The 23,419-nt window shown below is 55.3% G+C and carries 20 protein-coding genes and 1 pseudogene; 5 read left to right on the top strand and 16 right to left on the bottom strand.

The features are described from left to right. Nucleotides 1-194: 194 nt before the first annotated feature. The 3 genes and pseudogenes from ACG0Z5_RS11745 to ACG0Z5_RS11735 form a co-directional block, all read right to left on the bottom strand. Nucleotides 195-590 (bottom strand): helix-turn-helix transcriptional regulator, encoded by a 396-nt coding sequence (locus ACG0Z5_RS11745; RefSeq protein ID WP_394447540.1) that lies wholly within the window; start codon nucleotides 588-590, stop codon nucleotides 195-197. Further along, complete coding sequence (locus tag ACG0Z5_RS11740) at nucleotides 590-1,042, bottom strand: hypothetical protein (protein WP_394447538.1); 453 nt, start codon at nucleotides 1,040-1,042, stop codon at nucleotides 590-592. The genes ACG0Z5_RS11745 and ACG0Z5_RS11740 overlap by 1 nt, the downstream gene beginning before the upstream one ends. Before the next feature lie 116 nt (nucleotides 1,043-1,158). Continuing rightward, a pseudogene (locus ACG0Z5_RS11735) lies at nucleotides 1,159-2,463 on the bottom strand (tyrosine-type recombinase/integrase); the annotation flags it as partial. A 466-nt stretch (nucleotides 2,464-2,929) separates the two neighbouring features. Between ACG0Z5_RS11735 and ACG0Z5_RS11730 the strand changes: the two are divergent. Continuing rightward, nucleotides 2,930-3,355 carry a hypothetical protein gene (locus tag ACG0Z5_RS11730; protein ID WP_394447536.1) on the top strand — a complete coding sequence of 142 codons (426 nt, stop codon included), beginning with the start codon at nucleotides 2,930-2,932 and terminating at the stop codon, nucleotides 3,353-3,355. Nucleotides 3,356-3,409: 54 nt separating this feature from the next. Here ACG0Z5_RS11730 and ACG0Z5_RS11725 read toward each other — a convergent pair whose 3' ends face one another. Continuing rightward, the gene (locus ACG0Z5_RS11725; protein ID WP_394447550.1) at nucleotides 3,410-3,793 is read right to left on the bottom strand and encodes a DUF1090 domain-containing protein; all 384 of its coding nucleotides are present in this window, start codon (nucleotides 3,791-3,793) and stop codon (nucleotides 3,410-3,412) included. Nucleotides 3,794-3,992: 199 nt separating this feature from the next. On the opposite strand from ACG0Z5_RS11725, the gene ACG0Z5_RS11720 reads away from it, so the two are divergent. Continuing rightward, complete coding sequence (locus ACG0Z5_RS11720; RefSeq protein ID WP_394447534.1) at nucleotides 3,993-5,114, top strand: JmjC domain-containing protein; 1,122 nt, start codon at nucleotides 3,993-3,995, stop codon at nucleotides 5,112-5,114. An 86-nt stretch (nucleotides 5,115-5,200) separates the two neighbouring features. Here the strand turns inward: ACG0Z5_RS11720 and ACG0Z5_RS11715 are convergent, their stop codons facing one another. Further along, the gene (locus ACG0Z5_RS11715; RefSeq protein ID WP_394447532.1) at nucleotides 5,201-6,553 is read right to left on the bottom strand and encodes an MFS transporter; all 1,353 of its coding nucleotides are present in this window, start codon (nucleotides 6,551-6,553) and stop codon (nucleotides 5,201-5,203) included. Nucleotides 6,554-6,600: 47 nt separating this feature from the next. Beyond that, nucleotides 6,601-7,689 (bottom strand): cellulase family glycosylhydrolase, encoded by a 1,089-nt coding sequence (locus ACG0Z5_RS11710; RefSeq protein WP_394447530.1) that lies wholly within the window; start codon nucleotides 7,687-7,689, stop codon nucleotides 6,601-6,603. Between the two features lie 200 nt (nucleotides 7,690-7,889). Between ACG0Z5_RS11710 and ACG0Z5_RS11705 the strand changes: the two genes are divergently transcribed. The 3 genes from ACG0Z5_RS11705 (at nucleotide 7,890) to ACG0Z5_RS11695 (ending at nucleotide 11,659) form a co-directional block, all read left to right on the top strand. Next, nucleotides 7,890-8,903 (top strand): LacI family DNA-binding transcriptional regulator, encoded by a 1,014-nt coding sequence (locus ACG0Z5_RS11705; protein WP_394447528.1) that lies wholly within the window; start codon nucleotides 7,890-7,892, stop codon nucleotides 8,901-8,903. A gap of 183 nt (nucleotides 8,904-9,086) precedes the next feature. Beyond that, on the top strand, nucleotides 9,087-10,103 hold the full coding sequence (locus tag ACG0Z5_RS11700; RefSeq protein ID WP_394447526.1) for an HlyD family secretion protein: 1,017 nt from the start codon (nucleotides 9,087-9,089) through the stop codon (nucleotides 10,101-10,103). Nucleotides 10,104-10,114: 11 nt separating this feature from the next. Further along, nucleotides 10,115-11,659, top strand: a complete 1,545-nt coding sequence (locus ACG0Z5_RS11695) for a DHA2 family efflux MFS transporter permease subunit (RefSeq protein ID WP_394447524.1) — start codon at nucleotides 10,115-10,117, stop codon at nucleotides 11,657-11,659. A gap of 55 nt (nucleotides 11,660-11,714) precedes the next feature. Here the strand turns inward: ACG0Z5_RS11695 and ACG0Z5_RS11690 are convergent, their stop codons facing one another. The 10 genes from ACG0Z5_RS11690 to fumA form a co-directional block, all read right to left on the bottom strand. Beyond that, a complete protein-coding gene (locus ACG0Z5_RS11690) occupies nucleotides 11,715-12,710 on the bottom strand; it encodes an HAD family hydrolase (RefSeq protein WP_394447522.1) in 996 nt (331 codons plus the stop codon). Then, nucleotides 12,707-13,723 (bottom strand): oxygen tolerance domain protein, encoded by a 1,017-nt coding sequence (locus tag ACG0Z5_RS11685; RefSeq protein ID WP_394447520.1) that lies wholly within the window; start codon nucleotides 13,721-13,723, stop codon nucleotides 12,707-12,709. The genes ACG0Z5_RS11690 and ACG0Z5_RS11685 overlap by 4 nt, the downstream gene beginning before the upstream one ends. Then, nucleotides 13,720-15,240 carry a VWA domain-containing protein gene (locus ACG0Z5_RS11680; RefSeq protein ID WP_394447518.1) on the bottom strand — a complete coding sequence of 507 codons (1,521 nt, stop codon included), beginning with the start codon at nucleotides 15,238-15,240 and terminating at the stop codon, nucleotides 13,720-13,722. The genes ACG0Z5_RS11685 and ACG0Z5_RS11680 overlap by 4 nt, the downstream gene beginning before the upstream one ends. After that, entirely contained in the window at nucleotides 15,237-16,214 is a 978-nt protein-coding gene (locus tag ACG0Z5_RS11675; protein WP_394447516.1) for a VWA domain-containing protein, read from the bottom strand. Before ACG0Z5_RS11675 ends, ACG0Z5_RS11680 begins: the two co-directional genes overlap by 4 nt. After that, complete coding sequence (locus ACG0Z5_RS11670) at nucleotides 16,207-16,647, bottom strand: DUF4381 family protein (RefSeq protein WP_394447514.1); 441 nt, start codon at nucleotides 16,645-16,647, stop codon at nucleotides 16,207-16,209. Before ACG0Z5_RS11670 ends, ACG0Z5_RS11675 begins: the two co-directional genes overlap by 8 nt. After that, a complete protein-coding gene (locus tag ACG0Z5_RS11665) occupies nucleotides 16,648-17,553 on the bottom strand; it encodes a DUF58 domain-containing protein (RefSeq protein WP_394447512.1) in 906 nt (301 codons plus the stop codon). It abuts the gene before it with no gap. Next, a complete protein-coding gene (locus ACG0Z5_RS11660; protein ID WP_394447510.1) occupies nucleotides 17,553-18,566 on the bottom strand; it encodes an AAA family ATPase in 1,014 nt (337 codons plus the stop codon). Before ACG0Z5_RS11660 ends, ACG0Z5_RS11665 begins: the two co-directional genes overlap by 1 nt. Next, a complete protein-coding gene (locus ACG0Z5_RS11655; RefSeq protein WP_394447508.1) occupies nucleotides 18,563-19,858 on the bottom strand; it encodes an anaerobic sulfatase maturase in 1,296 nt (431 codons plus the stop codon). Before ACG0Z5_RS11655 ends, ACG0Z5_RS11660 begins: the two co-directional genes overlap by 4 nt. A 116-nt stretch (nucleotides 19,859-19,974) precedes the next feature. Next, nucleotides 19,975-21,552 (bottom strand): arylsulfatase, encoded by a 1,578-nt coding sequence (locus ACG0Z5_RS11650; RefSeq protein WP_394447506.1) that lies wholly within the window; start codon nucleotides 21,550-21,552, stop codon nucleotides 19,975-19,977. A gap of 205 nt (nucleotides 21,553-21,757) precedes the next feature. Continuing rightward, on the bottom strand, nucleotides 21,758-23,407 hold the full coding sequence (gene fumA / locus ACG0Z5_RS11645; protein WP_394447504.1) for a class I fumarate hydratase FumA: 1,650 nt from the start codon (nucleotides 23,405-23,407) through the stop codon (nucleotides 21,758-21,760). Nucleotides 23,408-23,419: the final 12 nt, after the last annotated feature.

Here is a 23,419-nt window from a genome sequence, read left to right as displayed (position 1 = left end):
GTGATAAAACGAATGGCATACGGATACCGGGATAACGACTACTTTTTTATGAAGATAAAAGCAGCGTTCCCCGGTAAGGCGCGATGAACCATAAAAAAGCCCAGGGCTGAGCCTGGGCAAAACTTCAGGTATTGAATGCTTTGAAAAGGGAATACCGAATTTCCTTTTAGTAATGTGGGCTATAGACTGGCCTGCTACTCCTGAAGGTCTTTCGCAAAATACGCATTGACATCACTTCTAATCCATTTGTTCCGACCATTTATTTTCTTTGGGCGAGGAAACCCTTTAGGCAATGTGTCATAGCAAATTTGCTTACGAAGAGTCTGAGGCTTTATATCGAGCATAATTGCAACTTCGTTTGGACCAATGTAGCACTGTCTTTGTTCTTCTGTTGTTAATTTTACGCTCGTAGATTCATTTATGCGGTCTGTTTGAGTCGGACGGTAATTGCCTTCAGGTGTAGTATGCCCATGCAGTAAGCACGCACGGAGAGTTTGCATATTAATATTAAATTGACTGGCGACTTCAGCAATGAGCGTCTGACACAGAGCTACAGCAGAATGATGTTCCGGGGAAGTGGTACGCTTCATTATACACCCCCTAAGAAGTCAGGAGCTGCACATTCAAGGTGAATTGCGGGTGTAGGGGTTATTTCGTGAGTAGACAGGTACGCATAGGGTGGCGCAGGTTCGGGGTCACCGTCATCATTCGATTTAGAGGATAGTGATTTTACAGCCGATTTACTGCGATGCGGACGGCCTGAGCGACGGCTAATAAAACTGGTGCTTTTTTGAACTTTTGCCTTAACTACCTTTGTGGACTGAGATTTTCTCCATGCGTCATGTTCCGCTACGGCCTGGTTAATTGCTTCGATAATTTTCTCGTTCGAGAATTTGTTTGTAGAAACAGATTTGTTATCCAAATGTTGCAAATTTTCAACGGGTTCAATTACATCGTTATGTTTATCTTTGGAGCTGTACGTCCCATTCATCTTGGGTTCGGCCAGCACTCTGGTTTCTTTAAAATGTATTGTGTCAAGCATGTTACCTCCAGTGTTGTTTGAAATTAGGGTACGTATAAAAGGTTTGGAGTCAATGGATAAAAATGTGATCTACCGCTATCAACAGACATGTCAACACTAATCAACACTGCTGCTGGTTAATTCTCCACCTGTTCCAATATCCACGTCTCAATTTTCTCGTGCCACTTTCTTAGCAAATCCAGTGGGCGGCGGCGATAATGCTTTTCAGCTAGCGCACTTGGTTTATGCCCCATAATTTGCGCAACAATCCCTGTTGGTACTTCCACCCATTCAGCAAGGGTGCCAAAACTACGGCGTAAACCATGAATGCTGATGTGTGGTAAATCAGCACGTTCTAATGCCTGGTTATGTGCTTTTCGAGGCTCGACAATTTTGCCGCTTTTGCTTTCCTTGCTGGCGAATACCCAAGAAACTTCTTTGGCGGCATTCTTAGAGTGCTCGTTTAATTTCAGTAGGAGGGTGGACACGTATGGAGTTAGTGGGATTGTGCGTTCTCCTTCAACCTTATCCTTGATGCGCATGCTCGACCACTTGAAATCAACATCTGACCAACACAGAGATGCTATTTCTTCTCGCCTCGCGCCTGTAAGCAAAAGAACCTGAAGATAACTTGAAATCACGGGGTTCTTTATGGCTCTTACTTCAATAAACCAACTCTTCAATTGTTCTTTTTGTAAGCAATCATCAGCTTTACTGGCTGAAACGGGTACCATTTTTCTAACATTGCGATCTTGAGTGAGGTCCGCTGGAATAATCCCTTGGTACTGCTTGCTTTCCACAACCCACTTCAGGAATGTACGAAGGATGCGGTAAGCATTGGCTGTTACAGTTGGTCGTGTTTGCCTTTCTTTTGTCAGCCAGTCGGCAATAAGGGGAGAAGATAACTCAGACAAGGGTAAATCAAGAAAACAGGACAGAGGAGCGGCAAGAGTTAATCCATCACCTACTTTCTTTGGATTGCCTCCACGATCTGAGAGTCTGATATGATCATCAATGTATCGTTGAGAATAAGGACGTTTTGTTTTCGCGCTAATGCCGGTTTTAAGCTCTGTAAGATATTCTTCCCACGCTGCGGAGAACAATATTTTCCCTTTTTGCGCTTCAGCTTGGTTTGAAACGTTGGCTGCAATTTTTTCTGCTTTAGCGATACGCGGATCGATACCTGTATCTATTAGGGTTTGCAGGCGACGAGCTTCTGCTCTGGCCTCATCAATTCGCCAATCATTAACGTTACCAATTGTCATGCGGATGGTCTTTCCTACATAAACGCTTTGAAAGACGAAAGCCTTTGCTCCGCTGGTTACACGACATGCAAGAGTTGTAACATCGGCATCCCAAAGGAATGCCTGGGTTTTTCCTTCTGGCAATGTAAATTTACGGATGCGCTCAAAGGTGAGCTTTTGTCTTGAAGATGCCATTTTGGTTGTTCCTGTTGGAGATTATGGCCTATGCTAATGTAACGGCTGGTGTAAGTAAAATGGATCTACGGTTATCTACAGATGTCTATATTTATCAACATCGATTTTCAACTACATAACTGTTTTATAATGGATTTATGTCAGTTTCGTGTTTGAGCGCAAGCACTTAAAACCATTAGGCCATCGCACTTCTAAGCCGTAGGTCACAGGTTCGAATCCTGTAGGGCGTACCATGCAGACTCAACCAAGAAGTTAATCTCATTTTCTCTACTGGATAGTAAGCACTCACCGGTGCCGTCTGGTCTTCTCCTTCCGAAATCGATTTCCCAGAATCATCCTGGCCGTAACGCTTCTGAACCCTGACATTTATCAAATTGCCGACTAGGCTTTTAGCGCATATTCCTTGGCGGCTGAAACAGGGGCTCTGCCCCTGATGGCGGCGATAAGAAAATGTAATGATGAGGCAGAGATGAAAAAGTTAATGATTATGGTGTCGGCGGCGATCGTGCTCGTAGGGTGTTCCAACGAGGCATCCCGGATGGCGGATTGCGAAGCCAAAGGCGTGAGCCGTGATGCGTGTTATATCGCAGAGCAAAATCGGCAGGCGACAATCAACGGTGCGGCAGAAAAACAGGCGCTGGAGAATGCGCAGTCGCTGTACCCGCAACATGCGCAGGAAGCCAAAAAGGTAAAACCCTTTGTCAAACACTACGACGGGTTAACCATTAAACGTGACAGTCTGGGGCTGGTAACGGTGGATGGCAAACCCGCTGCGCAGGATGAGGTTACGGCAGATGCCAGCGCCTACTCGCAGGGCTTATACACCATCATTATCTATAAAACCGGCAAGGTCGCAGTGATGAAAGATAAAGTCTTCCAGGGATACGCCCGGTAATTCAGGACGTAAAAAGAACCGTACGCCCGGCAAGCTCATCTAGCCGGGCATTTTTTATTTATTCAGCTCATCCTTCGCCTGCGCCAGTTCGTCTTTGGCGTCATTCAGCTTTTCCTGCTTTTTCTCTATCTTATCAGCACGGCCCGAGGCTTTTGCTTCGTTTAACTCCTGCTCGCGCTCCGCCACTTTTTGCTCTTTTTTGCGCACATCGGCTTCGCGATCCGCACGCAGAGATGCATCGGTACAGTTGGCCGTCACTTCCGCCAGCGCCTTCTCCAGGCCCGCCACGCGGTAGCTATTGTTATGCGCTTTCGCGTAGTCAATTTGCTGTTCGATATCCGCTTTCTTAGCCGCGCAGCCGGTTAAACCAGACGCTGCAAAAGCCGAGGTCGCAGGCAGTGCCAGCAGCAGCAGGGCAAACGTCATTTTCCTTGTCATCACGATACTTTCCTCATTTTTCTCATTACGTTCGTTTGTCTGAGGAAAATCTTACCCTGGAGATCTTAATGAATTCTTAAACGAAGGAATAAACAGGGTGGATGAATCATTTTTTCGCCAACCCTTGACCCTTAACAAAGTCGGCCAGGAGGGGCGGGCGCATAATCACGCCCGTTTATCCTTTTACTGGTGTGATTGTATGGTTAACCAACTGAATCTTAACTGGCCCGAGTTTTTAGAGAAATACTGGCAAAAAAAGCCGGTTGTGTTGAAGAATGCCTTCCCGAACTTTGTGGACCCGATCACGCCGGATGAACTGGCCGGTCTGGCGATGGAGCCGGAAGTGGATAGCCGTCTGGTCAGTCAGACCGACGGGAAATGGAACGCCAGCCACGGGCCGTTTGAGGACTTTGACGGCCTGGGCGAAACCGGCTGGTCGCTGCTGGCGCAGGCGGTGAATCACTGGCATGCGCCGTCGGCGGAGCTGGTGCGTCCTTTCCGCGTGCTGCCGGAATGGCGTCTGGATGACCTGATGATCTCCTACTCGGTGCCCGGCGGCGGCGTGGGTCCGCATATTGATAATTACGATGTGTTTATCATTCAGGGCATGGGGCGTCGTCGTTGGCGCGTGGGTGATGCCATTCCGATGCGTCAATTCTGTCCCCATCCCGCGCTGCTGCATGTCGACCCGTTTGAGCCGATTATCGATGTAGAAATGTCTCCGGGCGACATTCTGTATATCCCGCCAGGATTCCCGCACGACGGTTTTACCTTTGAAGACACCCTGAACTACTCGGTCGGCTTCCGGGGGCCAAACGGCCGTGACCTGATCAGCAGCTTCGCGGATTACGCCCTGGAAAATGATTTAGGCGGCACGCATTACAGCGATGCGGATCTGACCGTGCGTGAACATCCGGGCCGGGTCGAAGAGTACGAGCTTGAACGCCTGCGCGCGATGATGATTGACGTTATCAGCCAGCCGGAAGACTTTAAGCAGTGGTTTGGCCGCTTCGCCACCACGCCGCGTCATGAGCTGGATATCGCCCCGGCAGAACCCCCGTATGCGGAAGAGGAAGTGTTGGATGCGCTGACGGGCGGCGAAACCCTGACTCGTCTGAGCGGTCTTCGCGTGCTGCATATTGGCGACAAGTTCTTTGTAAACAGCGAAGCCTGGAACACCGCTCACCCTCAGGCGGCCGATGCGCTGTGTCGTTTAACCGAAGTCGGGCAGGATGAACTGGGTGATGCGTTGCACAATCCGGCGTTTATCGCCGAACTGACGGCGTTGATTAATCAGGGTTACTGGTACTTCGAAGAGTAATTCACCTGGCGCCCGGCGGCGCTTCGTTTGCATGGGCCTACAAGTTCATCACGTAGGCCTGGCAAGCGTAGCGCCGCCGGGCGTTTTCATTCCTGCTGCAAGGCATGACGCCTATCTGCCAGCAGGCGACAAATCTCCGCGTGTTTATCTTCGGTGAAAGTAAAGCGTGACATAAAGCCTATGCGAATCAGCGAGCCAATCGCCGGAAGCAGGCAAACCCCAAAGAACAGTCCGTTCAGCACCGCATCGCTCTGCGTTTGTGCCTGCGGCACGTAGCCAATCAGGGTCAGAAATAGCCCAATAAGCCCCCCGCCAACCGCCACTGACATCTTGCCGGTGAAGGTCTGTCCGGAAAAGGTGATCGCCGCGCAGCGTTTGTGGGTGTGATATTCGGCATATTCGATGGTGTCGGCAATCATCGACGAGGTCAGAATATTGCTCATCATCACAAACAGGGTGCTCAGGCCCAGCAGCAGGAACAGCACTGCAGTGTGGTGATAACCGGCAAACCACATCACTACCCGCACTGCGATATCCAGCCCGCAGAGGATCATAAACAGCTTCCGCTTTTGCATTTTACGGGTCAGCATCGGCGCTACCAGGCAAACCACCGCAGCAACGATCCCCATCAGACCAATCACCATTTGCAGGCTGGCATCGCCCATGTTGTAGATAAAGAAATAGATGTAAATGCCGTTGGCGACGTTATGGAATACGCAGAAAAAGAACGACAGCAGAATAATAAATAACGGTTTGTTCTGCCGTAGATTACGGAAGGTATCCCGCATGGTGACTTTTTCCGCACTCGGCGGTACACGTTCTTTAATTTGCAGGAAGCCGTTTAGCATCAGCGGCAGACCAACCAGCATCATCACCAGCGCCGCCATAAAGTAGCCTTTGTCGTTGCTGTACTGGGCAAAGAAGGCCGCCAGTTTGGGGAAGAAAATATTGGCGCAGGCGATGCCCGCATTCACCCCCAGCATTGCGGCGGTCACCGCGCGAGTACGCTCCCCGGAATCGTTGGTCATCACCGATGACATCGACCAGAACGGAATATCGGAAATCGCATACAGGGTACCCCACAGAATATAGGTCACGCCCGCGTAGATAATTTTGGTGGTGGTATCGGCCTCTATTTTATAGAACGACAGCAGGGTCACACCGGTTATCAGCAGCGGCGCAATCAGCAAAAAGTGACGGAACTTGCCGAAGCGGCTGTTGATGGTGTCCATGAAGCTGGCAAACAGCGGATCGTGGACCGCATCCCAGGCGCGGGCGATAAGGAAAATCGTACTGGCGGCGAGGGCGGAAATGCCCAGCACATCAGTATAAAAATAGTTAATAAACGACCCGACTAAACCAAAGCTAAAACACTGACCTAAACCATAACCAAAATAAGACCACAACTCACGAGACGGTATTTTCATCGTATTTGCCATAGCGCGTACCTTTCCCCGCCAGCGGTCTGACGGGGGTCATATTCTTATTAACGGGTAGGGTGCAAACCAATCTGGCTCAGTTTACGTACCAGGGTCATTTCCGCTTTCGAGAACGGAATACCGTTTTCTTCGAATACGTCATGAAACCACAGGCGACAATAGTCTGGCGAGTTTGTCATCACCACCGGCCAGGGCAGCCAGGTCTGGGTTTTGCCGCGTACCAGGCCCCACTGGTATGGCGCAACGTTGGCGGCGTGCATCAGCGGCAGCTGTTCTTCAATGGTGCTGCCGACGTGGCGTGCCAGCCATTCGGTGCAGAAGATCGGGCGGCCCAGTTGTTGCAGCTGATGAATAATGGCCACCATCCGTGCGGTGTGGGTATAGGCGTGGAAGCTCACCACGTCCGACAGCGCCAGCGCGGTCTGATCGAGCGGATGCTGCCAGAACTGCTCGTTCTCCGTTTCCGCAGGCAGACGCCAGGCGCAGACGGTGAGCGGCTGCTCGGGATCTTCGTCGCGCACCCATTCGAATGCCCGCTGCATCAGCTCGTGCGCGTAGTCTTCAAGCTTCGCATCGTACTGCACTTCCACGGTGCCGGTGGCGAAGATCCCCCGGTTGCCCGGTTCGTTGTAAAGATCCCACAGCAGGACGCGTTTATCGCACCTGAATTCACGCACGATATCGCGCACGTAGCGCTCAATCTGCGGCCAGTCGTCGCGGTTGCAGACTTTCGCCCGGCCCGGACTCGCCGCCGCCTGGCTGTTATGTTTCCCCGGCACCGGGGCTTTTTGCGGCCCGAGGTAGGGCTCGTCGCCGGAGAAACCGCAGTCGTCCATCAGAGTCAGCATGGTACGAAAGCCGTGATTATCGGCAAGGTTTAAGAAGTGGTGGATGCGGGCAATCAGCCCGTCGCGGTCATGTTCCCAGACGATAAACGGCAAATTAATGCGCAGGCTGTTGTACCCGGCGTCTGCCGCCCAGCCGAGCTCACGTTCGATGGTCGGCGCGTCAAAGGTCTCTTGTTGCCAGATATCGGTCCAGTTCACTGCGCTGGACGGCAGATAGTTAAAGCCACACAACCAACCCTGTTGCTGATACCACGCCTGCGCCTGAGCCTGACTCCATTGCTGTTTCATGTGATGCCTCATAACTGATAATATTTAGCTAATAAATATTAGCTGGCGGATAAATCAGCAAATGGCATGGTGTGAAAGAGCGACAGGCTTCACAAAATTGAGGCTGACACAGCGAAGAAACGTGACGGAGTACGCACCAGGCTGCCGTAACCGGGCGCGGGAAGGTATGATGTTGATTCAGCAGGCGTGGGGCAGGGAATATGAAGCGTAAAAATAAGGTCACGATGAACGATATTGCGCGTGCCGCCGGGGTTTCCCAGGCCACGGTGTCGCTGGTGCTTAACCAGTCGCGCAACATCAAACTCAGCGAAGAGACGCGTCAGCGGGTCATCGCCGTGGCGGGCGAATTGGGCTATGACCGTCTGCCCGCCATTCATTCGCCGCGCAATCAGGAGGAAATTGCCCTGCTGATAAGCTCGCTGCAAAGCTTCGATCCGTTTGTCGATGCCATCACCCAGTCGCGGGAAGCTGCGTGGCGGAACGAAGTCCTGCTCACGGTGTATGACTACGGGGACGATCACCAACTGGCGCTGAACATCATTCGCCAGTTGGAAAAGCGTAACTGCGTTGGGATTATCCTCGCCTCGCCGGTGACTACCGTTGTGGATATGACCGCCTTCCAGGACTGCACTAGCCTGCCGCTGGTGCTGCTCAACCAGCGCGACCCTAACTCTCCGCTGCTGCCGTCATTCGTGCCGGACGATTACGCCAACGCCTTTCAGCTCACCCGCCACCTGATAAACCAGGGTGCGCGGCGGATCGCGCACATCACCGGAGAAAGCTGGATGGAGGCCACCCGCCAGCGTCTGGCGGGCTATCATGCGGCGCTGGCCCAGGCGGGTATTACCCCGCAGCCGGAATGGGTGCAGCGGACTAACTGGCAGTTCAATGAGTCGCATCAGGCCACCGAGATATTGCTGAAACAGGCCACCCGCCCGGAGGCGATTTTCTGCGCCAGCGACTGGCTGGCGATCGGCTGTTATCAGGCGCTTTCGGCCCACGGGGTGCGGGTGCCGGACGACATGCTGGTGGCCGGATATGACGATCAAAATATTTCCGAGCAAATGACGCCCCCGCTGACAAGTATTCAGCTGCCTTATGGTGAACTCGGCAGGCTGGCGGTGGAATATCTCTGTCATGCGGAAGACACGGCCACCCATTTATCCCTCGCCGGACGCCTGAAAATACGGCGTTCCACCGCCGCGAATTTATAATTAAACCGCCAATAGCACAGCCTGCTTAGTTTACGATTAGCAGGCTAAGTATATTTGTCGCATCAATACTTCTGCTGATACCTGAACACTTCATTTTGACGCCGCCTGTCCGTCGCGCAGGCGTCTGCGTATTGTTATTTCCTTTTTTCGACGTGGGTATCGCTCCAATAAAGAGACCTGCACATGAATATTAAAAAGCTCCGTTTTATCTTATTGCTGCTAGTGCCGACTCTGGGCGTCGCTGCCGGAGGCTGGATGTATTTTACCGGCGGTCGTTATGTTGAAACCGATAATGCCTATGTGAAAGCCGACAAAACGGCGATCGGGGCTGAAGTCTCGGGCCGGGTATTAAACGTTGCGGTAAAAGAAAACCAGCACGTGAATAAAGGCGATTTACTGTTTAGCGTCGATCCTAAACCTTATGAATTAGCCGTCGCCCAGGCTTCGTCCGATCTGAATAATACCGTTATCGATTTAAACACCATCAAATCACAATATCAGAGCAAGCTCGCTAACATTGCCGTGTCAAAAAGCCAGCTGGCCTACGCCCAGCGCGAAGAAGGGCGGTTGCATCGTCTGAACGGCCCGGGCTATGTCTCGGCGTCCGATCTTGACGGTGCGCATCAGAAAAGCCTGTTGATGGCGCTGGAAGTGAACATGCTGCAAAAACAATTGCAGGAAGTTGCCGACAGCTTCGGCGGTGATATTTCTCTGCCGGTGGAAAAACATCCGCGTTATAAAAAAGCATTGGCTGAACTGAATACCGCGAAGAACAATCTCTCACACGTTAACGAATATGCACCGTCGTCCGGTAATATTACCAAAGTCCTGCAACGCGGCGAGTACGTGCAGAGCGGCACCACCGCCATGTTACTGGTCTCCGATCACAACTTGTATATCGAAGCGAACTTTACCGAAAAAGATTTGACCCATATTCGGGATAACGAACCGGCGGAAATTAATGTCGATTACGCGCCGGGCGTGACCTGGCACGGCAAAGTCAGCAGCATTAGCCCAGCGACGGGAGCCGAGTATTCGGTTATTCCGGCTGAAAACGCCACCGGGAATTGGGTGAAAGTGACCCAGCGTGTGCCGGTGCGTATTCGCCTGCAAACCGACGCTAATCAGCCGCAGCTGCGTGCTGGCTTAAGCGCCACCATCAAAATTGATACTCAGGCTGACGCCCGCAGCGCATCCTGAGGAGGTGGCTTATGTCTTCTGATGTTATTGCGGCCCCGCAGCCGCAAAAGCAGGCTCTTGATCGCCGACTGTTAATCACCTTTTCGGTGATGTTAGCGACCATCATGCAGGCGCTGGATACCACCATCGCAAACGTGGCCCTGCCGCATATGCAGGGCGCGATGGGCGCAACCCAGGATCAAACCTCGTGGGTGTTAACGTCCTACATTGTGGCCGCCGCGATTGCGATGCCGCTGACCGGTTTTGTCGCGGCGCGTATCGGACGTAAGCGCTTATTCACCTGGTCGGTGGTGGGTTTTACCGTGGCCTCAATGCTGTGTGGTGCCGCGCAGTCGCTCGATCAAATCGTCATATTTCGTCTGCTGCAAGGGATTTTCGGCGCAAGCCTGGTGCCATTGTCGCAGTCGGTGATGCTGGATGCCTGGCCGAAAGAGAAGCACGGCTCGGCGATGGCGATGTGGGGCATGGGCGTGATGGTTGGCCCGATCCTCGGCCCGGCACTCGGCGGCTGGCTGACCGAGTATTACAGCTGGCGTTGGGTGTTCTATATCAACATCCCGTTTGGCGCCCTGGCGTGGCTGGGGATTTCGGCTTTTGTCAGCGAAACGGCTATTGATGCAAAACGTAAATTTGATTTGCTCGGCTTCTTCCTGCTGAGCGTCGCCATCGGCAGTTTGCAGTTATTTCTCGATCGCGGGCAGTCAAAAGAGTGGTTTGCCAGCGGGGAAATTATTATCGAAGCGGTGCTGGCGGCGCTGGCGCTTTATCTGTTTATTACCCACATCTTTACCGTCAAAAAGCCGTTTATCGAGCCGGGTATTTTCCGGGATAAGAACTTCGTCGTCGGGCTGCTGTTCAGCTTTATGATGGGCACCATTCTGCTGGCGACCATGGCCCTGATGCCCCCGCTGCTACAGAACTTCATGAACTATCCGGTTATCGACGTTGGTCTGCTGATGACCCCGCGCGGGTTCGGCACCATGTTCAGTATGATGGTGGTCGGGCGTATCGCCGGAAAAGTCGACCTGCGTTACGTCATTGCCGTTGGTGTGGTGGTGATGGCCGTTTCACTCTGGCAGATGACCCAGTTCAGCATGTGGATGAGCCAGTGGGAGATAATCAGCTCTGGGGTGGTGCAGGGTATCGGGATGGGCCTGACGTTTGTGCCGCTGTCGACGCTGACTTTTTCGACGCTGGCACCGTCATACCGCACCGAGGGCACGTCGTTATATTCGCTTATCCGAAATATCGGCAGCAGCATCGGGATTTCGATGGTGACGACTTACCTGGCGCAGCAGAGCCAGCGTAACCATAGCGTGTTTTCCGGGTTTATTAATCCGTTCAACAAAGCGTTGCAGCATGATATCCAGCACGGGGCGTACAACCTGCATCAGATGCCGGGCCTGATGGCTATCAATAACGAAGTCACCCGTCAGGCGACGGTGATGGCCTACTATCAGGATTTCCGCCTGATGATGTTTTTATGTTTCCTGTTGCTGCCGCTGGTGCTGCTGTTTTCGAAGCCCACGAAAGTCGGCGAAACGATTTTAGAGTAGGGACGCAATTCTTCTCGCCCTCTCCCGGCAGGAGAGGGCATCAGGTTTCACAGGTTCACTTCACCGCGCATTGCGCCGGGTCGAACACCGTTTTCCAGTCCTGTTTCATATCCACCACCGTCCAGCCTTTGGCTTTGGCTTCCGGCAATGCCGCTTCCAGCTTGCCACTGGCAGGCGGGTGGCTGTCATAGGCGTATTCCCGGGTGGCATCGGTGTGATGCACGATCAGGCCAAAGGTTTTGTAATCCGGGTTGGCGGCGGTGTATTGCAGCATCTGCAAATCGCCATCGCTGTTACCAAAGGCGGCGACCGGGCGATGGCCCATAAACAGATGGATAGCTACCGGTTTGTTGGCGGCATCGTCGTTAAACGCCCCGGTCATGGTTTTGCGGATCTGCGTACCGTTGTCGGTGAGAGAAAACTCGCCGAGCGCAAACGATCCGACCACTTGCTCAGGCGGGATGCCATACATTTTCTGCGACATCACGCGCATGAAGTCGATCCCACCCCCGGAAATAATCCACGTTTTGAAGCCATTTTCCCGCAGGTAATCCAGCAGCTGACGCATCGGTTGATAACCTAACTGGTCGTAGCGACAGCCGGAGCGCGCGTCTTTGTGGCTATCGAGCCAGCTTGCCACGCGTTGTTCGAAGTCTTCGGTGGTCATCCCGCTGTGGGTCATCGCCAGCAGCTTCATCAGCCCTTTGTCACCCGCTTTCACCACCGTTTTCAGATCGTTGTTCAACACCGCGTTAATCAGCGGATCCTTCTTCCAGTCCGGATGTTCCGGGGCCTGACGCTTAACTTCGTCGAGAATGAACTGGATCTGGAACGTCAGCGGCGCTTCCGGCCACAGGGTGCCGTCGTTATCGAATACCACATAGCGCTTATCCTCCGGAATGAAGGTGGTGCTGCCCTGTTTCGTCGAGTTCTGCACCCACTGGACAATCGACTGTTTTGCCGCAGTATCATTCCACGCCGACAGCGGATCGGCATGGACGAGGGGAGTGCATCCCAACATCAGGGTGCAGGCAAGTAGCGTTTTTTTCATCGTTTTTTCCTTTCAACGGGGGCGAGTCCGGGCAACGTGACCGGCTGCCAGAAGCGTTGCCAGCGGTGCGTTATCCACGCTGCGCTGCGGTACAGCGAGCGGCGGGTAAACCAGCCGATGACCACAAACAGTGCCAACGCCAACAGGCCGATAATCAATGACCCGTTGACCTCACCGCTGCTGCCGCGCAGGGCGGATTCTTTCCCAGCGGCGCGCGCGCTGTCGACTTTCAGCGTCTGGCCTTTCAGTTCGGCCAACTGCCATTGCTGATGTTCGGTATCCCACCAGCGCAGCTTCACCGGCGGGAGCGTCACCGTTCCCGCTTCGGTCGGCATATAGCGCAGGCGTTCGATGCGCATCGCGCCGTCAATGTCGCCTCGCCCACCCTTGATAAAGCGGTTTTGCGGGGTCAGGCGCTGGCTGTCGCTGCCGGGAATGGCATACAGCAGCTGCGGAATTTGTGCGGGCAACACGTCCTGCGCTTTGACGGTGACAACGCGTTCGATGGCATCGCCCGCACGCAGGGTGTTATCTTTCCCGGCGTGAAACTGAGTGATGGTCTGGGTCAACGTCAGGCCGCGCGCGGGCAAAAAGCGATCCGGTTGTTCGACGTCTTTCGGCCATACCACCGGCAGTTCAATCGCGTCCAGATGCACCGTGGCGGGCGGCTGGCCGGAAGAGGTTACCGTCAAGTCGACCGCAGGCAGGCGCAGGGTGCTTTGATCCCAGGCCATCAGCTGGCGCTCGAGACGAATGCCACTCCAGCTGATGCCGTTTTGTTGTCGGGTCAGCAGTTGGTTCGGCAGCGGCGTGTTGAGCAATACCCCATTCTGCACCGCAAACTCCGGCCATTCCGGCGGCGGATTAAACCAGCTGTCGGTCCAGAAGGTGACTGCGACGGTCACCGGTTGGCCCGGTACGATCGTTTTCGGGGCAACGACGTCGCGGGTGATGTCCATCGCCGCGTGAGCCGGGAGCATGACAATCAGTAACAGCGCTAACCACCGTTTCATGGCGTCGTCTCCTGTGCGCCATTGCGATACAGACTTTCCAGTAAACCCGAAGGCGATACCTGTAAATTCTCATACCACTGGTTGAGCTGCGGCGAACTGCCTTTAATGGCGCCAATGTCTTTTTGCTTCACGCCCTGGCCTTTCTTCAAATCTTTCAGCACTTTGTCCGGCCCTTCATCATCCTGGTTGCTGCCTTGCTCCTGCTCAGCCTCACGTTGTTTGAGCCGCAATTGCATCACGATGTGCGACACTTTCTCGCGATTTTCCAGCGCCATTTTCCAGTCAGGACGCAGGCTTAACGCCAGATCATAGGTATCGAGCGCCTGCTGCCACTGCTTTTGCTGGGCGAGACTGTTGCCGGTCCACAGCAGGGTCTCCGGGGTTTGCGGCGCGCGACGCAACGCGTTCACCGCCGCCGGGAAGTTTCCGGCACGGTACCAGGCAATGCCCTGCCACAGCGGGTCACGGAAGTGTTCGGCAGCCTTCTGGTATTGCCCTTTGTCGAACGCGTGCTGACCCTGAATATCCGGGCTGACCCATGCGTCCAGCCAGGCGGCATCGCTGTGAGAAGACCAGAACATCAGCGGCATCACGAAGGCGACACAGATAAGCTGCCGCCGCCAGAAGAACAGCAATATCAGCATCGGGATTGCCAGCAGCCAGCCGTTGTTTTTCCAGTGCAGGTCGCTGCGGGCATTGTTCTGCTGGCTGATAGCCTGTTGAATATGGCTTTTAACCACCTGCAAATCGCTGTCATCGCCAGTGACCAGCGTCACCGGAATCCCCGCTTCGCGCACCGCACTGAAACGCTCGACGTTCAGGCGGGTATCAATCCCTCGACCGGCGTACTGTTCCGGTAGCGTGCCGCCAGCGGCGGTGCCGGGCACCCAGATTTGCAGCGGCACATCGAGTTTTTCGAGATAGGCGGCTTCGGCATCCGTCAGCGTATCGGCCACCAGAATCAGGCTGCGTGGGGTGACCGGGGTGTTTTTAATCGCTAAATCGATGGCGGACTTCAGCCCGGAGCCATTGCCTTCTGGCATCAGCGACGGCGTTTGAGCGTGAAGGAACAGCGAGAAGAACTGCGGGTCCTGCGTCAGCGGAGTGGTGACGAACGCCTGATTGCTGTAGACCACCAGACCAAAGCGTGCGCCGGGGGATTGCTCCATCAGGGAACTGATTTTGCTCTGCATTCTCTCGTTCCGGCTCGGCGTCAGGTCCTGGGCGTACATCGCCAAATCCTGCTGCATCACCACCATCACGTTGCTCTCCGGGGTCAGGGCGGCGGGCAGTTCCCGCTGCCAGCTTGGCCCGGCGAGCGCAATGACGCCGAGACCAAACAGCCACGGCAGCACCTGGGTCAGCCGTTTGCTGCGCCCGATAATCAGCGCCTTCGCAAACGGTTTGTCCATGACGCGTGACCAACTGCTTGCCTGTGCATAAGGCAGAAACGCCAGCAGGGCGGCGATAATCAGCCCCAGCAGCCGCCAGGGATAGATAAAGTGGAAGTCACTCATGACCGTTTCTCCCTGATAAACCGGGCCAGGGCCAGGGCTAACAGCAGCAGCATGGCGATGCCGAGCGGCCAGGCAAACAGCGGTAAATGCCAAGACCAACCGATGCTTTTCACCTGCACCGGGGTGATGGCATCAATCTCTTGCCATACGCTGTCCAGCGCCGTGCCGGAGTTCGCCGCGGTCCACGCTTTGCCGCCGGTCGCGCGGGCGATGTTCTGCAGCAGCGGCAGGTCGACTTTATCATCGCCTGCGCTGCGCAGGTCGCCAAAGGCAATGGTATGCACCTGCACGTGATGCGATGCCGCCAGCGTGGCAGCGAGTTCGGGTGAAAGCTGTGAGGCGGTATCGTTGCCGTCGGTCAGCAGAATAGCCAGTTTACTGACGTCTTTATTGGGCCCGGAATCAAGCAGTTTGACCGCCACGCCAAGCGCATCGCCAATGGCGGTTTGCTGACCAATCATCCCCGGCGCAAGCTGGTTGATACGCATGTTCAATGCCTGTTTGTCTTCGCTCACCGGAGCGAAAGGCCAGGCGCTGCTGGCAAAAATCACCATCCCGATACGGTCAGAATGACGCGCCGTGACGAATTTACGCACCGACGCCTGTACCGCCTGCAAACGGGTTATCCCGCCTTCGACGTCGTTTTTCTGCATCGAGCCGGACACATCGAGGATCAGCACCATATCGCGCATCGGTTTTTGAATGTGCTGCGGCGGGGTGAGGTATTCCGGGCGGGTCAGGGCGCAGACCAGTAAGCCCCACACCAGCCAGAACAGCAGCCCGCGCAGCCAGCCATCGCCCACCGGCTGGCTGTCGAGCTTCAGCTCATCGATAAGGTTGGGTAGAAACGGCACGCGGACGTGCTCTTTTAGCTGTCTGTCCTGCGGCAATAAATAGCGCCCTAGCAGCGGCAACAGCAGCAACAGCCAGGCCCACGGCCAGGCAAAATCAATCCTTGAGAAAAGCTCAGACATCGGGCAGCTCCTTTAACCAGCTTGCAAGCTGGCGGCGCAAACGCGATTCGTCCGCTTCCGCCAGTTGGTTGTCGCGCTGGCAATACCTGGCGCATAACTGTTGGCGCAGATCGTTTTCCAACGGGACAGGCTGCAACAGCGATTCCGCCGTCAGACTCTGGCTGACGGCGGCGCGTGGCTGGTGGACCAGCAGCACCTGCTTAATCAGATTCAGCCAACCGTCGACGCTGTGTGAGGCGGGCAGCAATGCCTGCGCCTCGCGCCGCCAGCGGTTACGACGCCAGCGGGCGTAGCGGAAAAACAGGACAACAGCGACGACGGCCAGCAGCAGGGCACCCAGAACCAGCCAGCCCGGCGGCAGTGGGAACCAGGAGGGAGAGGGAGGCAGCGCCGGCTGTGCTAGCGCGGGCACGGTAAATCCTTTCTCGAGCATTCAGAGACCTTTTTGTAACTGCTTAATCAAATCCTGGCTGACCACCAGATGGTTCACGCGAACGCCGAGCCGGGTCAGGCGGCTTTGCTGGCGGGCCAGGCGGGCGGTGATGCTTTGCTCAATCTCCGCTTTCAGGCCGGACGAGAGCGCAAAAGCCGCCTCATGGCCCTGATAGGTGGCGGCGAGTGTGCCCGAAGCGGGAAGACGCAAATGCAAATCATCGAGCACCACAAAAGCGCTGACCTCACAGCGACGGCGCAGTCCGGCGAGCAGAGCATCACAGTTGGCGTCGAGGTCGTGGAAGTCGCTCAGCACCGCGACCCATGCGCCGTTAGGGATGGCTCCGCTGGCTCGCTGGAGTGCAGCCGCCAGCGTGATGCTGGATGCAGGCTCCTGCGGATACTGTTCCGGCAACTGCTGGTTGTAGCGCAACAGGGTGTCAAGGAGGGCGTTAAGCGTGGTGCGCGGCGGGCGGCATTTTTGCAGCGTCATCTCGCTGTCGTTAAACACCAGACTGCCGACCCGGTCACTATCGTGCCAGCTGCGCCACGCCAGCAGCGCCGCGGTTTTGGCCGCCGCCACCGATTTGGTTTGCCCTTGGGTGGCGAAATACATGTCGAGACGCTGATCGACCAGCAAAAATATCGGGCGTTCGCGCTCTTCGTTATACAAGCGGATCCACGGCTGGCGTAGGCGGGCGGTAGCCTGCCAGTCAATCAGGCGCACGTCATCGCCGGGCTGATAGCGGCGCAGGCTGTCGAAATTCAACCCGCGTCCCTGCTGCTTCGAGGTGCGTTCCCCGGCCAGCGCGCCCGGAGGGATTTGCCCCGGTGGGTTGGCAATCAGCCGGGCATCGTTGACCAGCGCGAGCAGTGTCTCCCGATCAACGCTGAGGCGGCTGTCCATTACGCCACCACAGCGTCGAGCAGCATGTTCACCACGTCATCGGCGGTGCGGTTATCGGCGTTGGCCTGGTAACTCAGCATCAGGCGATGGCGAATCACCGCCGGAGCAATACGACGCACGTCTTCCGGGAGGACCGCATCGCGGCCTTCAAGCCAGGCCTGCGCTTTGGCGCAGCGCTCCAGGGCCAGGGTGCCGCGCGGGCTGACGCCGATGTGAATATAGCTTGCCAGCGTGTCGCTCACGCTCTGCGGATGACGGGTGGCGTTAATCAGATTGACGATGTATTCCTCAATCGCGGGGGCCACGTAAACCGCTGAAATCGCCTGCCAGCTGGCGGCAATCTCCTGTTGGGAAAGGGTTAACGTCGCGTCTGGCTGAGCGTGGTCACCGTGGCCGGTTTCGCCGCTCGCCAGCGCCTGATATTTGGCCTGCTGTTCGGCTCGCACCAGCTGCATGACTTTTTGCTCGTTCTCTTTTGACGGGTAATCCACCAAGACTTTCATCAGGAAGCGGTCGAGCTGGGCTTCCGGCAACGGCCAGGTGCCTTCCTGATCGACCGGGTTCTGGGTGGCGAGCACCATAAAGACGCCCGGCAGCGGCCAGGTTTTCCCGGCCACGGTGACGTGACGTTCTTCCATCGCTTCGAGCAGCGCCGACTGCACGCGGGCGGAGGCCCGGTTGATTTCATCGGCCAGGATTACGTTGCCAAATACCGGCCCCGGACGGAAGCGGAACTGGTCCTCTTCGCGGGTGGCGTTCTGCTGATAAATTTCGCTGCCGGTGATGTCGGAGGGCAGCAAATCCGGAGTGAACTGAATGCGGCGGAATTCGCCTTCGACGTGCTCAGCCAACTCGCGCACCGCACGGGTTTTGGCCAGACCCGGCAAGCCTTCCAGCAGCACGTGCCCGTCACAGAGCAGGGCGATAATCAGCATTCTGACCAGCTCTTCCTGACCCAGCACCTGGGTGTTCATCCGTTGTTCAAGCTGAAGCAGTTTCTCTGCGCTATTCATTTTTTGACTCCTGCAAAATCGCGTTTCAGCAGCGTGGCAATCCCTACCAGAATTGGCTCGGCGTAGTTGAAGAAGGCTTTGATCCCCGGACACAGGTAGTTCAGCCCCAGTTCGCCGTCGGGGGTACGCACAAGGCGATTTTTCGGGCATTCGCCCCAGCACAGCTTGAGGTACGGACACTCTTTACAGTATTTCGGCAGGGTATCTTTTTTACCCATCCCGAAGGCTTGCTGACGCTCAGAGAACGCCAGGTGCGCCAGCTTGTTATGCTCGATATTGCCAATCTGGTATTCCGGGTAGACGTAGTGGTCGCACGAGAAGATGTCGCCATTTTTCTCGATAGCCAGCCCTTTGCCGCAGAACTCAGAGGCGGTACAAATCTGCGCGGGCATCCCCATGGTCTGGGCGACGGCGGTTTCAAACAGGTTCACCTGCACGCGGCCTAAATCGTTATTGACCCACTCTTCAAACACCGCAATCAGGAAGGTTCCCCAGTCATCGGGGTCAACCGACCAGTCGGTGACAATGGAGTCGAGATCGCCCGGATGCGCGCGGCGGCTGCCGGTAATCGGAATGCTGTCGTCCTGCCAGAACTGCGGGGCGGTGCTTTTGAAATCCACCGGTTCAACGCAGGGATTGAACTGAACGTAGGTGGCACCCAGTTCGCGGGTCATAAAGCGGTACACGTCCAGCGGGAAGCGGGCGTTGGTACGGTTCACCGTCACCAGCGCGTTGAACGGGACGCCGTGACGCTTCAGCGCGTCGACGCCTTCCATCACTTTATCGAAGGTCGGTTTGCCACTGCGGGTGACGCGGTAGCGGTCATGCAGTTCTCGTGGGCCATCAATGGAGATCCCCACCAGAAATTTATGTTCTTTGAGGAACGCGGCCCATTTGTCGTTGAGCAGCACGCCGTTGGTCTGCAAATCGTTTTCGACTTTTTGCCCGGGCTTCTGGTACTGCTTCTGGAACTTGACCACTTTTTCGAAAAATTCGAGCCCCATCAGGGTCGGTTCGCCGCCCTGCCAGGAGAAGACAACCTGGTCGCCATCCTGCCCGTCAATGTACTGACGAATGAAGTTTTCCAGCACCTCATCGCTCATCCCGGTGTGTCTGTCCTGGTGGAGTAATTGTTCTTTAGACAGGTAGAAACAGTAGGTGCAATCGAGGTTGCAGGTGGAACCGGACGGCTTGGCCATCACGTGGAAGCGGCGTTTGTATTCTGGGCCTTTGCCGTCATATTTTTCCGCGGACGGTAACGCTTTAACGGGTAGTGTGGTGCTGTACTTCATAGCAAACCCCTAAGGTAAATGACTGACAAAGCGCACAAAGAGCGAATGTAAAATGCAGAGCGGATTGCGAAGGCAACCCGCTCTGAGTATGAGGTCAGTGCCTCACGTTACGCCCATCATTTGTTGATGGATGAACCTTGCTCCAGCATCGCTGACGCATCAGAGATGGTGAATGAGCCTGGTTTCTGGCGTGGCGGGAACTCTTTAAAGGTAGCGAGCATCTCTTTCGCGTACTTCTGCGCGCCGCCCATCAGGAACATACGGTCGTAGAACCAGCTCTGATAGCCCATCCCTTTGTCGCCTTTCTCCAGCGGATCGACTTCCAGATCGAAGATCATCGGTGCACGCAGTTTGGTGAACGGATAACGCCACAGATCCAGACCTTCGTGTTCCTGGATCATGAAGTGTGCTTTCCAGCGACCGTAACGCATTGCCAGCAGGTCACCGTCATCACTCCAGTAGAAGAACTCTTTACGCTGGTCTTCGCCTTTGCCCTGCAGGAAGTCGATCTGGTTGTAACCATCCAGATGCACTTTGTAGGTGATGGACGGAGTTTTGTAACCCTTCAGCAGCTGATCTTTAATGTTCGCATCGCCTGCCGCAGCCACCAGCGTTGGGAACCAGTCATAGCTCGCAAAGATGTCTTTTACGATGGTACCTGGCTTGATGTGGCCTGGCCATTTGACCATTGCCGGAACGCGGAAGCCGCCTTCCCAGCCGGTGTTTTTCTCACCGCGGAACGGCGTTTCACCGGCATCAGGCCAGGTCGCCGTCATCGGGCCGTTATCGGTGGTGTAGACAACAATGGTGTTATCTTCAATGCCCAGATCTTTAATCTTCTGCAGCACTTCGCCGACCATCTTGTCATGCTCAACCATGCCGTCGGCATACGTCCCCAGACCTGTTTTACCGATGCTGGCATCTTTCAGGTGGGTTTTGTTGTGCATACGAGTGGTGTTGAACCAGGTGAAGAATGGCTTGTTAGCCTTCACCTGACGTTCCATAAAGTCGTTGTTCGCCGCGAGGGTTTCTTCGTCAACGGTGCCCATACGTTTGATGGTCAACGGACCGGTATCTTCAATCTTGCCGTCAGCGCTGCTCTTAATTACGCCGCGCGGGCCGAATTCTTTACGGAAGGCCGGGTCTTTCGGGTAATCCGAGTTCTCAGGCTCTTCTTCCGCATTCAGGTGGTACAGGTTGCCCATGAATTCATCGAAACCGTGCGCGGTAGGCAGGAATTCGTCGCGGTCGCCGAGGTGGTTTTTACCGAACTGACCGGTGGCATAACCGAGCTGTTTCAGGACGCTAGCGATGGTTGGATCTTCTTTTTGCAGGCCCTGTGGCGCACCCGGCATACCGACTTTACTCATCCCGGTACGGAATGGCATCTGACCGGTGATGAAGGCAGAACGGCCTGCGGTGGAGCTCTGTTCAGCGTAGTAAGAGGTAAATTTGGCCCCCTGCGCCGCAATGCTGTCGATGTTCGGGGTGTCGTAACCCATCGTACCCTGATTGTAGGTACTCAGGTTCCAGTAACCAATATCGTCACCAAATATGACAACGATGTTTGGCTTCGCGGTGTCTTGCTTGGGAGAGGCGGTGGCAGGCGCTGCATAAGCAGAAGTGACGGCGCCTGAAGCCAGCGTCAGCATACTTGCAAGCATCGTCCGCTTGAATGGGACATGATTAAACATGAGGAGCTCCTTTATATAAAGTCCCATTTAGTATAGTTACACCGCACCTATTGCAAACTTACGATCGATGTAAAAATAAACGCTCACTAATTTGCATTTTTGCTAACAAATTATTGGTGGGTTAAGGGGTTATTGCGCATTTAAACGCAAGAAGACGCGGATGGGGAGAGGAAAAAACGGCCAGCGTGAGGCTGGCCGGAGGGGATTATTTCTGCTGACAGCCTGAACACTGCTTGTTCTGGATCTGCTGGAAGAAGTCATTGCCTTTGTCATCCACGAGGATAAACGCCGGGAAGTTTTCGACTTCGATTTTCCAGATGGCTTCCATACCCAGTTCCGGGTACGCCACGCACTCAAGGCTCTTAATGCTCTGCTGCGCCAGCACCGCCGCCGGGCCGCCGATGCTGCCGAGGTAGAAACCGCCGTGTTTATGGCACGCGTCGGTCACCTGCTGGCTGCGGTTGCCTTTCGCCAACATCACCATGCTCGCCCCATGAGCCTGCAATAAATCGACATAGGAATCCATGCGACCTGCGGTCGTGGGGCCGAGCGAGCCGGAGGCGTAACCTTCGGGGGTTTTCGCCGGGCCTGCGTAGTAGATCGGATGATCTTTCACGTACTGCGGCAGTTCCTCGCCGTTATCCAGCAGCTCTTTCAGCTTGGCATGCGCCATGTCACGCGCCACGATGATGGTGCCGTTCAGCGACAGGCGGGTCGAGACCGGATGCGCAGCCAGCTGGGCGCGGATCTCGTTCATCGGCTGATTCAAATTGATGCTCACCACATCGCCTTCACCCTGCTGGCGCAGTGCTTCAGGAATGTACTGGCCCGGATTGGCTTCCAGTTTCTCAATCCAGATCCCGTCGCGGTTGATCTTGGCTTTGATATTACGGTCCGCCGAGCAAGACACGCCCATGCCGATCGGGCAGGATGCGCCGTGGCGCGGCAGACGAATAACGCGGATATCGTGGGCGAAGTATTTGCCGCCGAACTGTGCGCCGAGGCCGAGGTTCTGCGCCTCCTGCATCAGTTCCTGTTCCAGCTGCACGTCGCGGAATGCCTGACCGTGCTCATTACCTTCGGTTGGCAGGCCGTCGTAATAGCGGGTGGAGGCCAGTTTCACGGTTTTCAGCGTCGCTTCTGCCGAGGTGCCGCCAATCACAAATGCGATATGGTACGGCGGGCAGGCGGCGGTTCCGAGGGTTCGCATCTTCTCAACCAGCCAGTTTTTCAGCTTCGCCGGGGTAATCAGCGCTTTGGTTTCCTGATACAGATAGGTCTTGTTGGCGGAGCCGCCGCCTTTCGCCATGCACAGGAATTTGTATTCGTCGCCGTCCACGCTGTAGAGATCAATCTGCGCGGGCAGGTTGGTGCCGGTGTTCACTTCTTTATACATGTCCAGCGGCGCGTTCTGCGAATAGCGCAGGTTATCTTCGGTGTAGGTGTTGTACACCCCGCGCGCCAGGGCCGCTTCATCGCCGCCACCGGTCCACACGTTCTGACCTTTTTTGCCCATGATGATCGCCGTGCCGGTGTCCTGACAGGTCGGCAGCACGCCTTTGGCCGCGATTTCTGAGTTACGCAGGAACTGCAGGGCCACGTATTTATCGTTATCGCTGGCGTCCGGGTCGGTGAGGATCGCGCCGACCTGCTGCTGGTGGGAAACGCGCAGCATGAAGGACGCATCGTGGAACGCCTGCTGGGCCAGCAGGGTCAGGGCTTCTGGCTCGACTTTCAGCATCGGCTGACCGTCAAACTCAGCCACGGAAACGTGCTCGCGGCTCAGCAGATAGTATTCGGTGTCGTCTTTCGCCAGCGGGAAGGGATTCTGATAAACAAAGGGTTTATTCGACATACTCAACTCCAG

Source organism: Scandinavium sp. M-37, assembly GCF_043558715.1.
In the GTDB taxonomy this organism is placed as follows: Bacteria; Pseudomonadota; Gammaproteobacteria; order Enterobacterales; family Enterobacteriaceae; genus Scandinavium; species Scandinavium vulneris_A.
Note: the sequence above shows the minus strand (reverse complement) of the source record. Positions and strands in the feature narration are given on the sequence as shown.